This is a genomic window from Deinococcus murrayi DSM 11303 (assembly GCF_000482805.1).
Taxonomy (GTDB): domain Bacteria; phylum Deinococcota; class Deinococci; order Deinococcales; family Deinococcaceae; genus Deinococcus; species Deinococcus murrayi.
Map to the genome: position 1 here is coordinate 1 of NZ_AXWT01000042.1, position 10,987 is coordinate 10,987.

9 protein-coding genes are annotated in these 10,987 nt (G+C 69.1%); 6 read left to right on the forward strand and 3 right to left on the reverse strand.

Annotated features, from left to right (window positions below; translation table 11 throughout):
• Window positions 1-461: 461 nt before the first annotated feature.
• Window positions 462-1,334 carry a tyrosine-type recombinase/integrase gene (locus H565_RS0108715; protein WP_026138807.1) on the reverse strand — a complete coding sequence of 291 codons (873 nt, stop codon included), beginning with the start codon at window positions 1,332-1,334 and terminating at the stop codon, window positions 462-464.
• A gap of 122 nt (window positions 1,335-1,456) precedes the next feature.
• Here H565_RS0108715 and H565_RS0108720 point away from each other — a divergent pair, with 122 nt between their 5' ends.
• Both H565_RS0108720 and H565_RS0108725 read left to right on the forward strand, forming a co-directional pair.
• The gene (locus tag H565_RS0108720) at window positions 1,457-4,462 is read left to right on the forward strand and encodes a Tn3 family transposase (protein WP_027460699.1); all 3,006 of its coding nucleotides are present in this window, start codon (window positions 1,457-1,459) and stop codon (window positions 4,460-4,462) included.
• 68 nt (window positions 4,463-4,530) lie between these two features.
• Window positions 4,531-4,875 carry an amidohydrolase family protein gene (locus tag H565_RS0108725; protein WP_027460700.1) on the forward strand — a complete coding sequence of 115 codons (345 nt, stop codon included), beginning with the start codon at window positions 4,531-4,533 and terminating at the stop codon, window positions 4,873-4,875.
• Here the strand turns inward: H565_RS0108725 and H565_RS0108730 are convergent.
• Complete coding sequence (locus tag H565_RS0108730; protein WP_027460701.1) at window positions 4,872-5,822, reverse strand: tyrosine-type recombinase/integrase; 951 nt, start codon at window positions 5,820-5,822, stop codon at window positions 4,872-4,874. The genes H565_RS0108725 and H565_RS0108730 overlap by 4 nt on opposite strands.
• Window positions 5,823-5,993: 171 nt before the next feature.
• Here H565_RS0108730 and H565_RS0108735 point away from each other — a divergent pair, with 171 nt between their 5' ends.
• From H565_RS0108735 to H565_RS14875, 4 genes are read left to right on the forward strand one after another with little or no spacing between them, the layout of a single operon-like run.
• Window positions 5,994-6,896: an ABC transporter substrate-binding protein gene (locus H565_RS0108735; RefSeq protein ID WP_027460702.1), complete on the forward strand. Its 903-nt coding sequence runs from the start codon at window positions 5,994-5,996 to the stop codon at window positions 6,894-6,896.
• A complete protein-coding gene (locus H565_RS0108740; RefSeq protein ID WP_027460703.1) occupies window positions 6,893-8,056 on the forward strand; it encodes an ABC transporter permease in 1,164 nt (387 codons plus the stop codon). Before H565_RS0108735 ends, H565_RS0108740 begins: the two co-directional genes overlap by 4 nt.
• Window positions 8,053-9,024: an ABC transporter ATP-binding protein gene (locus H565_RS14870; RefSeq protein ID WP_051363502.1), complete on the forward strand. Its 972-nt coding sequence runs from the start codon at window positions 8,053-8,055 to the stop codon at window positions 9,022-9,024. Before H565_RS0108740 ends, H565_RS14870 begins: the two co-directional genes overlap by 4 nt.
• Window positions 9,018-9,830 carry an ABC transporter permease gene (locus H565_RS14875; protein ID WP_084542934.1) on the forward strand — a complete coding sequence of 271 codons (813 nt, stop codon included), beginning with the start codon at window positions 9,018-9,020 and terminating at the stop codon, window positions 9,828-9,830. The genes H565_RS14870 and H565_RS14875 overlap by 7 nt, the downstream gene beginning before the upstream one ends.
• Window positions 9,831-9,882: 52 nt before the next feature.
• On the opposite strand, the gene H565_RS14880 is transcribed toward H565_RS14875, so the two are convergent.
• Window positions 9,883-10,836: an EAL domain-containing protein gene (locus H565_RS14880; protein ID WP_245576198.1), complete on the reverse strand. Its 954-nt coding sequence runs from the start codon at window positions 10,834-10,836 to the stop codon at window positions 9,883-9,885.
• Window positions 10,837-10,987: the final 151 nt, after the last annotated feature.

The following is a 10,987-nucleotide window of genomic DNA, read 5'->3' on the forward strand; positions in this document are numbered from 1 at the left end:
GGGGGCGAGCCTGAGTCTCTAGTCCTGACCGTCCAGTTTTCGGGGAGCAGACCAGAGCCACGTAAGAGCCTCCGCACCCGGTGGATGACCGTGAGTGGCGTAGACCGATGCTCGTGTCCGACTGCTGTGTAACGTAGCTAGGGGGCGGTTTGCACCCGTATTGCAGTTGGCGGCCCTCACTGCAATACGGGTGCAAACCGGACGTTTCTTAGCCTCCAGGGGTCACGGAGGTTTCCCTTGAAACGACTGCTTTGCGCCCTCGTCCTGCTGTGCGCCGGGATCGCCCAGGCCGACCCCGGTGACGGCTCTGGCCCGCCCCTCACCCCTGTGCTGACTCCGATTTCTCAGCCAGCTCCCCCGCCTGCCCCCAGCGTTCCAGCAAAACCGGTGCCTTTGAGCACTTCCCACCCCTGACACCGCCGTTCACTCTCCCAGCCTGCTCCCACCGTCACAAACAACCGTTAGTGGCGGTGCCCCAGGTTTTTCCTCCGCCACTGACGCACTTCCGTATCCGCCGTCTGGTCGCTGACCTCCGCATACCGCAGGGTGGTCTGGATATGCTGATGGCCCAGTCGTTTCCGGATCGTTGCCAGGCTGACGCCGCCGTTCACTAGCTCGGTGGCGTGGCTGTGACGGAGCTGGTGCAGCGTGCAGACCACCCCGGCGCGCTCGGCATACCCCTGCCAGCGTTCCTGCACGCTCTGATAGCGCAGCGGTCCCCCACGCCCGTTCTTCCTGGCCTGAAACAGCGGCCCATGCGTATACCCCAGCGTTCGCAGGTAGCGCCGCAGCGCGTTCACCAGCCTGGGATCGTCCAGCAAGACCGTCCGCTTCCGGTTGCCCTTGCCGATCACCGTCAGGTGTTCGTCGCCCCGCGTCAGGTCGAGGTCTTCCACATGGATGCCCAGTGCCTCCCCGATTCGCAGGCCCGTCTCGAAGACCAGCCTGAACAGCAGGGCATCCCGCGTCTGTTCCGGCGGGATGGCCGCGAAGATGCGCTCGATCTCCTCCCGCCGCAGCCCTCGCGGATGAGGGGGCGGCAGGTGGGGATGTTCCAGGTGGAGGGTGGGGTCATGGTCGAGCAGGTCATGTTGCAGTGCCCAGCGACAGAAACGTTCCAGAGCCGTCTGCTTCCGGCTGCGCGTTGCAGGTGCCCAGTGCGAATGGACCGCGAAGTAGGTCTCCAGGGCCTCTCGCTCCAGCAGGTGTCCCGTTTCCTGCAACCAGCCGGTCAGGTGGCGCAGGTCCGCGCGGTACGCGCGGACCGTCTGCGGACTGCGCTTCAAGTCCGCCAGAAAGCGTTCCGCCTGCGTTTGCAAGGTAGTTGCCTGCATGCTTGCCCTCTCTTCCTGCGATAAGTGTAAAACAGGGGGTCCGTAGCAGGGGGACTGGAGCCGCCATTGATCGAGGAGCGGAATGGAGAATCCAGTGATAAGACTATTTCTATCAGGAATCCATGCCCGTTGAATTCCTCAGCGACGAACAGGCCGCGAGGTACGGTCGGTACACGGGCGATCCCTCTCCCGAGCAGCTCGACCGCTACTTCCATCTCAGCGACAGCGACCACGCCCTGATCCTGCCCCGCCGCCGTGACCATAACAAGCTCGGCTTCGCTCTCCAGCTCTGTACGCTGCGCTTCCTGGGCGGCTTCCTGACCAATCCCCTGGACGTTCCCGAAAGTGTCGTCCGGACACTGGCCACGCAACTCGGCGTCACCACAGCGACGCTGCCCGCCTACCTCGGCCGTGAACCCACCCGCCACGAACACCAGCGCCTGATTCGTCAGGCTCTCGACTACAGCGATTTCGAGGGTCCGGAGGTCTTCAGCCTGATTCGCTGGCTGTACGCGCAGCTCGAACTCGGTGATCCCCGGCCCAGCGTGCTGTTCGACCTGGCGACCGCCCGGCTGGTCCGCCGTAAGGTCGTGCTGCCCGGCGCGAGTACCCTGGCCCGGCTCATCAGCCGTGTGCGGGAGCGCACCTCAACCGCGTTGTGGCGCACCCTGAGCCAGCAGTTGAGCCAGGATCAGACCCTGGCCCTGGAGGCCCTGCTCGTACGGCCCGAAGACGATCCGCTGACGCCACTGGAACGGCTGAGAGCCACCCCCACCCGCACCACCGCTGCTGGACTCGTGGCGGCCCTGGAACGCTTGCAGGCCATCCGCGCCCTGGGCGTCGGTGACCTCGACCTGTCCCACGTCCCGCGTGCCCGGCTGGAAGCCACCAACCGGTACGTCCAGAACGCCTGGGCACAGACCATCGCTCGTCTCTCCCCGGAGCGCCGTCTGGCCTCCCTGCTCTCCTTTGTGCAGTATCTGGAGCGCCGAGCCACGGACGACGCGCTGGACATCCTCGATCTCCTGCTCACCGAACTGGCCCTCCAGGGCGAGAAGACGCGGCGTGAGCAGCGTCTGCGGACGCTGCGGGACCTGGATCAGGCGGCGCTGAAATTGCGGGAGGTGACGCTGGTGCTGCTCAACCGGGAGGTCTCGGACGATCAGGTGCGCCAGGTGGCGTTCCATCTGGTGGACGAGGCGGCGCTGCGAGCGGCAGCGACGACCGTGGGGGACATGGCGAGCGAGGACGACGCGCCTGAACCCGAGGCGTGGCTGAGCCGCTACCACACGGTCAGGCGGTTCTTACCCACGCTCCTTAGGACGTTGGTCTTCGAGGGGACACCGGCCGGGAGGCCGGTGCTGGAGGGGTTGCGGTTCCTGGCTTCCCTGGAGGGGAAGCGTCAGCCGAGTCTGAAGGGGGCACCGCAAGCTGTGGTCCCCAAAGCCTGGCGGGGCCGGGTTTTCCCAGGACGCGGGGAGGTGGCCCGCCCCGCCTACACCCTGTGCGTGCTGCATGGCCTCCAGCAGGCATTGAAAAGGCGGGAGGTGTTCGTCAGCCGGAGTGAGCGGTACGGTGACCCGCGCTCTCAGCTTTTGCGGGGCGACGAGTGGCAGGCGATCAAGGACGATGTGTGCCGGGGGCTTGGCCGCGTACACGATCCGGAGATTGAACTGACGCTGCTGGGCACCGAACTCGACCTGACGTACCGTCAGGTCGCCGAACGCCTGCCCGGGAACACCTTCGTGAGGCTGGAGCGTGTGGGTGACCACGACCGCCTGAGCCTGTCCCCGCTGGAAGCGCAGCCCGACAGTCCCAGTTTGATCCACCTCCGCTCCCTGGTGACTGCGCCCCTGCCGAACATCGACCTCCCCGAGTTGCTGCTGGAGGAACACGCCCGAACCGGGTTTCTGGACGCCTTCACGCATGTGAGCGAGGGGGGCACCCGGATGGGAGGCCTGGCGATCAGCATGTGTGCGGTGCTGGTGGCCCAGGCGTGCAACATCGGCCTGGGGGCGGTGGCGCAGCCGCACGTCCCTGCCTTGACCCTCTCGCGCCTGTCGTGGGTGCAGCAGAACTATCTGCGCAACGAGACCATCGTGGCCGCCAACGCCCGCCTGGTCGAAGCCCAGTCCCGGATTCCCCTGGTGGAGGCCTGGGGCGGTGGGGAAGTCGCCTCGGCGGACGGGTTGCGGTTCGTCGTCCCGGTCAAGACCATCAACGCGCGTCCGAACAGCAAATATTTTGGTGCTGAGCGCGGCATCACCTACTACAATTTCACCTCGGACCAGTTCACGGGGTTCCACGGCATCACGGTGCCGGGCACGCTGCGCGATTCGTTGCTGCTCCTGGCGGGTCTGCTGGAACAGCAGACCCACCTGGACCCCCGCGAGATCATGAGCGACACCGCCGGGTCGAGCGACGTCGTGTTTGGCCTGTTCTATCTGCTGGGCTACCGCTTCAGTCCCCGGCTGGCGGACCTGGCTGACCTGCGGTACTGGCGGCTCGACCGTGAGGCGGAGTATGGCGTGCTGCAAGACCTCTCCCGGCATAAGATCGACGCGCGTTTGATCGCCCGCAACTGGGATGATCTCCTGCGCCTGGCGGGGTCGTTAAAACTGGGCAAGGTGGGAGCGCTCGACGTGATGCGGACCTTGGGCCGCAGTGCCTCGCTGGGTCGGGCGCTGGCGGAACTGGGGCGAATCGAGAAGACCCTGTACCTGCTGCACTACGTGGACGATGAAGCATACCGGCGGCGGATTCTGGTGCAGCTCAACCGGGGGGAGGGACGCCATAACGTGGCGCGCTGGGTCTTTCACGGGCGGCGGGGAGAGGTGCGGCAAAAGTATCGGGAAGGCCAGGAGGATCAACTCGGGGCGCTGGGGCTGGTGGTCAATGCCATCGTCCTCTGGAATACCCGGTACCTGGACGCGATTCTGAACCACTTACGCGACTCTGGGACAACCGTGTTGGCTGAGGATGCGGCGCGGCTGTCACCGCTGCTTTTCGAGCATGTGAACGTGCTGGGGCGTTATCACTTCGAGCTGTCGCCGTCGCTCGCCCACGGCGCGCTACGGCCATTCTCTCAACCGGATCGGCCAGGCGAGGGCGCGCTGCTGGAGGCTTAGCGTTTGTTTTCGCGCCACTGCTGGCGTGACCCCGCTTTCAGCTCGCCCGCCGCGCCGCACCGGGCCGGGTGCTCCTTGTCAGCGACGCGGTGCGGGCTGCCGGGCTGGGAGCAGGGAAGAGTGAGCTGGGCGGACAGCGGGTCACCGTTCGGGGGGGCCGGGTGACCCTCCCGGACGGCACCCTCGCGGGCAGCGTCCTCACCCTCGACCAGGCGCTGCGGGGGGCGCTCGCGGCGGGGGTGCCTCTGCCGGAGGCGAGCGCGATGCTGGCGGCGGTTCCGGCGGCCTCGCTGGGCCTGACCGACCGCGGGCGGCTCGCGCCGGGCCTGCGCGCAGACCTGGTGGTCCTGGGGGCAGACTTCGCGGTCGAAGAGGTGTACGTGGCCGGGCAGCCCGTGCTGGAGCGGAGTTAAAACCCTTCCACCTCGGCGGCCACGTCCCCCTCCTCGACGGCCACGTAGCGGCGGGTGGTGTCCACACTGCTGTGGCCCAGGAAGAGGCTGACCCGCGTGAAGTCCTGGGTCGCCCGGTACAGCCGGGTCCCGGAGTGCTTGCGAGCGGCGTGAAAGCCCCGCCAGGCGTGGCCGCAGCCCGCCTCCCGAAAGGCCCGGCGCAGGCGGTAGGCGGCCTGGGCGTAGGTCCACTCGAACAGCGCCCCGTCCGGCCCGGCGGGGGAGAGGCCCGCGAGCGCGGCACGAGCACGCCGACTCAGCGGCACCCGCCGGACCTTGCCGCCCTTGCCCCGCACGGTGAGGAGGCCCCCCTGGAAGTCCTCCGCCCGCACCCCCAGCGCCTCGCCGACCCGCAGGCCTCCGTGGGCACACAGCAGCAGCAGCGCCGCGAGCCGGGGGTCGCAGTGGCCCAACACGGCATCAATCTCCTCGCCGTAGGGCGGATTCTTCACGATGCCGGGGGTGGGGTCGGGGGGCACATGTGCTTCCTCAAAGGGCTGCGCTTCCGTCGCCCCCGCCCAGCGCAGCGCCCGGTAGAGCGCCCGCACCCCGGCGACATACTGGGCCACCGTCGCCGCCGCGAGTGAGCCACTGCGCCCCCGCCCCCGCGAGGGCCGCAGTTGCAGGTGCGCCACATATCGCCCGCCGTCGCGCCGCCCTGGGCGCAGGAGCGAGACCCCGTTCTCCCGCGCCCAGGCCACGAAATCGCGCACCGCCAGCGCGTAGGCCGCCCGCGTCTTGGGGCTGCCCCGCGCCCCCTTGCGGCTCGCCGCGAGCAGGTAGGCCAGCGTGAGCTGCACCAAGCCCTCCGCATCGTAGGTGCTCGCGGCCTCCACCGCCCGCACCCGCAGCGCCGGGTCGCTGAGCTGCGCGAGGGCCAGCGGCGCGTCCGAGCGAACAAGGCTCAAGCTCGCCCCACTCCCCGGCGCAAACAGGTCGGCGCGGCGCGGCAAGCGGCAAAGCGGCCCATCGCCGCCCAGTGTAGCGCCCCGCACACCGTACCCGCCCGTACAGTGCTCGCTGGTACACTGCCCCCACAGTATCCAGAACGTCTTCGGCCCACGCCTGAGAGGAGACCCATGTTCAAAATCGCCGCCCTGCTGAGCTTCTCCCTGCTGGGAAGTGCCCTCGCCAAGCCCATCGTCGTAGGGTCCAAGCTCGACCCCGAAGCGCAACTGCTGGGGCAAATGATTCTGCTCACCCTCAAAGACGCCGGGCTGGAGGTCGTCGACAAGACCACCCTGGGGGACACTGGGGTCAACCGCAAGGCCATCTTGGCCGGGGAAATCGACATCTACCCCGAATACACCGGGAACGCTGTGTACCTCTTTCCGCAGGCCAAGATTAGCCCCGCCGTGAGCAAAAACGCCGCCCAAATCTATGCGCGGGCCAAACAGCTTGACGCGGCCAACGGCATCACCTGGTTGAGGCCCGCCAACGCGAACAACACCTGGGCGCTCGCGGTGCCGCAGGCGCTCGCCCGGCAGCACAAGCTCTCGACCCTAGCGGACCTGGCGGCTTACCTCAAGCGCGGCGGTACCCTCAAGGTGGCGGGGTCCCCAGAGTTCTTTAACCGCCCCGATACCATGCCCGCCTTTGAACGCGCCTACGGCTTCAAGCTCGCCCCCAGCCAGAAGCTGGTGCTGGCCGGGGCCACCCCAGTGCAGACCCAGACGGCGGCGGCGCGGGGCACCAACGGCGTCAACGCGGCGATGGCCTACGGCACAGACGGCACCCTGGGGGCGCTGGGCTTGGTCGTGCTGGGCGACCCCAAAGGGGCGCAGCCCGTCTACCAGCCTGCGCCCATCATCCGCACGGCGACCCTCAAGGCCTACCCGCAGATAGAACGGCTGCTGGGCCGGGTCTTTGCCACCCTTGACGGCAAGACCCTGCAAATCCTCAATGGCCGCGTCGCCGTCGAGGGCCGCAGTGCTCGCGACGTGGCCGAGAGCTACCTGAGAAGCCGGAATCTGCTGAAGTGAGCCGCCCAGCCCAGCCCTCCGGCAGCGGCGGCGCGGCTCCCCTGGTGGCTTTGGGGGCTGCCCTGCTGCTGGTCAGCCTCGCCCTGCCCTGGTTGGAGCTGCGGCCCAATCGCCTCGCGGCGGGCGAGCGGCTGTACCCCGGTGTCTGGGCCGGGGTGGGGGCGGCCCTCGCGGGGGGGCTGCTGCTCGCGGCGCGGCGTCCGCGCCCGGCGCTCGCCCTCGCGTCCCTCGCGCTGCTGGGCGGCCTCGCGGCGCTGGGGCAGGGGAGTGCGGCGGCCCTCGCGGGTGAGCCTCCCCTCTCCCTCGCCCGCGTCGCCGCAGGGGGCGGCTGGTGGCTGTGGATGGCGGGGGCTGGGGTCGCCCTGTGGGGAGCCGCCGCCGCGGGGCGCTTGCGGGACTGGGCCTGGGCCTGGCTGCCGCCCGCGCTCCTCTATGTGCTGCTGGGGGGGCTGTCTTCTTGGTCGGTGTGGCAAGAGGGCCGAGCGGAGGCCGACCGTCTCGCCCAGGAACTCTTTCAGCACCTGCGGCTTACCGGAATCGCCCTGGCGATTGCGGCGGCGCTGGGCGGGCCGCTGGCGGTGTGGGCGGTGCGGCGTCCGCGGGTGGGGGCGGCGGTTCTCGCGGTGGCGGGGGCCATTCAGACTCTTCCCAGCCTCGCCCTGCTGGGGCTGCTGATTGTGCCGCTGGGGGCGCTGAGCCAGGCGGTCCCGGCGCTGCGTGCCCTGGGCGTGAGCGGTATCGGCCCCGCTCCCGCCCTCGTCGCGCTCACCCTCTACGCCCTGCTTCCAGTGATTCGCAACGGTGTGGTGGCCCTGGAGGGGGTCGACGCCGGAACCCTGGACGCCGGGCGCGGCATGGGCATGACGCCGGGGCAACTGTTTTGGCGGGTGCAGTTGCCCCTCGCGCTTCCGGTGTGGCTCGCGGGGATACGGCAGGCGACCGTGCTGCTCATCGGGGTAACGGCGGTTGCCGCCCTGGTCGGCGCCGGGGGGCTGGGCGTATACATCTTTCGGGGCCTCAACGCCTCCGCGACCGACCTGATTTTGCTGGGGGCCTTGCCCGCCTGCTTGCTGGCTCTCCTCGCAGACGCCCTGTGGCGCGGGGCCGAAAGCGCCCTGACTCGTCGCCTGGGGCTGGGGCGCGGCGCGGAGGTGACATGAACGCACCCCCCCCACCTGCCCTCGACCTGGAACACCTCAGCAAGCGCTATGGCGACGCCTACGCGGTGCGCGACCTCACCCTGCGGCTGCCGGCGGGCCGCCTCACCGCCCTGCTGGGGCCGTCGGGCTGCGGCAAGACGACCACCCTGCGGATGCTCAATCGCCTCATCGAGCCGACCTCCGGGCGCGTGCTCCTGGGCGGCCAGGACACCCGCACCCTCCCGCCCGAAGTCCTGCGCCGGGGCATGGGCTACGTCATTCAGCGGGTGGGGCTTTTTCCACACCTCAGCGTCGGGCGCAACGTGGCGACCGTGCCCGAACTGCTGGGCTGGCCCCCTGCACGCATTAAGGCGCGGGTCGACGAGCTGCTTGCGCTCGTGGGCCTAGAGCCGGGCCTCTACCGCGACAAACGCCCCGCCGAACTGTCGGGCGGACAGGCCCAACGGGTGGGGGTGGCGCGGGCGCTCGCCGCCGACCCGCCGGTTTTGCTCATGGACGAACCCTTCGGAGCACTTGACCCCATCGCCCGCGAGGGCCTGCAAGAGGAGATGCTTACCTTGCAGCGCCGCCTCGCCAAGACGGTCGTTCTCGTCACCCACGACATCCCTGAAGCCCTGCGGCTGGCCGACCACATCGCCCTGCTGCGCGGGGGTGAGCTGGTGCAGTTCGGCACCCCGGACGACCTGGTGCGCCGCCCGGCCACGGACTTCGCTGCCCGCTTTATGGGGGAGGGGGCCGCCCTGGAACAGCTCGGCGGGGTGCGGGCCGCCGAGCTGGCCCGCCCCGGCGACGCGACCGGGTTGCCCACCGTACCTGCCTCGGCGAGCGCGCGCACCGCCCTTGCCACCATGCTGCGCTTGGAGACCCTGGCATTGGCGGTCGTCGACGGTGAGCGGGTGCTGGGGGTGCTGGAATTCCGCGACCTCGCCTCCGGCCCCCCGCCTGCCCCCCAGGACCCCCGATGCTGAGGCTGAGGGGCCGTCCCTGGCCCTGGGGGGCGCTGGGCTGGGGCTTGCTGCTGGGGCTGTGCCTGCTGCCCGGCGTGCTGCCGGGCTTGCTCGCCCCGCTTGCCGGGGGCGAAGCGCCGGTTCCGGAAAGACCGCTGTGGGTGCTCACCCTTCAGCACCTCGGCTTGGTGCTCTTCGCGCAGGGGCTGGTGCTGCTGCTCGCGGTGCCGCTGGTGATTTACGCCACTCGGCCTGGCCGCAGGGCCGTGCTGGGGCTGCTGGGCGCGCTCGCGGGGCTGGGGCAGACGGTGCCCACCCTGGCCATTCTCGCCCTGGCGGTGCCCCTGCTGGGCTTTGGGGTGGCTCCCACGCTGCTGGGGCTGGTGCTCTACGGGCTGGCCCCGGTGGTGTCCAACGGCATCGCGGGCCTGCGCGGGGTCGACCCGGATGTCCTGGACGCGGCGCGGGGCATGGGCCTGAGCGCCCAGCAGCGCCTGTGGCGGGTCGAACTGCCCCTCGCTCTTCCCGTGTGGTGGGCGGGCGTGCGGACCTCGCTGGTCTTCGGGGTCGCGACCGCCACGGTGGGCGCGGCCCTGGGCGCGGGCGGCCTGGGGTCGCCCATCATCGGCGGCCTCTCCCAGCAAAACCCCGCCCTCGTCCTCCTGGGTGCGCTGCCCGCCGCCCTCCTCGCCCTCACCCTCGATGCCCTCCTCGCGGCCACCCTCCCTCCCCGCGCCGACGGGCGACCCAAAAGTAAATATATACAAGACAAGCCTCTCGCTTCACGTTCATCCCCACAAGCCCCAAGTGGCCCCTTTTCACACTAAAGTCATTTAGTGTAAATCCTCATCGCTGCCGTCGCCTCCGTACCAGCCCCATTCACCCCCGCGCTAATGCTTCTGCCGTCAAGCCCCCCGGAGCGGGAGCAGGACGCCCCAAGAAATACCCCTGCGCGTAGTCCGCTTCCAGCTCGCGGACAGCTTGCAACTCCTGCGCCGTCTCGATGCCCTCGGCGACCACGCGGATGCCGAGGCTATGCGCATAGGCCACCAACGCCTGTACGAGAGGAAAACGGGGGTCATCGGTGGACAATCCCCTGACCAAGGCCCGGTCCAGCTTGACCAGGTCAGGGCGCAGTTCGGCAAGATAGGTCAAGCCCGTATGTCCAGCGCCCAAACCGTCGAGGGCGACCTGTGCCCCCTCTGCCCGGTAACGCTCCAGGATGCGCCGCAGGAACGCGAGGTCAGGAAATGCCTCGCTTTCCGTCACCTCAAAGAGCAGCCGTGAGAAGTCCGCGCCTACCTCCCGGCAGGCCTGAAAGGTGGTCTGCAAGCACACATCGGGGTTGTAGACCACTCCCGGCGCGAAGTTGATAAACAGCACCTGCCCCGGCCCCAGCTGCGGGTACACCTGCCGAATCGCCTCCCGGCGGGCGAGAGCGTCAAAAGCTCGGCTCTGGCCTTGGGCGAAAGCCGCTTGCAGCAGCGCTCCGGCCCCTATCAGGCCATGCTCGCCCTCGGCACGCACGAGCGCTTCGTAGCCGTACACCGCCGCCCTGCGCAGGTCCGCGATGGGTTGGACATGAAACCGCAGCCGTCCCGTGGCCGCGACAAACCAGCTGCTCTCCAAACGCTCCAGCCAACGCTCCAGCGGGGCGGTATGCCAGGGGTCGGGCTGACCTCCGCTCTGGCAGGGCGCAGCCAGCAGGTCTTGACGCTCGGTGCGCGAAAACCCCTCCAGCAATGCTTCTAACGAGCTGAAGGCTGCCGCTGGAATGAGCCACCCTTCCGGACGCCGCTGGGCGGCCAACCCCAGAGCAGCCAATCGCGTCACCAACCGCCGCTCTACGTGCCGCGTGACCCCGTGCAGGTACAAGCCAGAAGGAGTCTCCCTGGGCTGGCCCCAAAGTTTGGACGGTTTCGAGTAGAGACTCGGCTCAGGAGAAGGGTACACCATGGGCTTTTCCTGCTTGACCAGGGGAAGG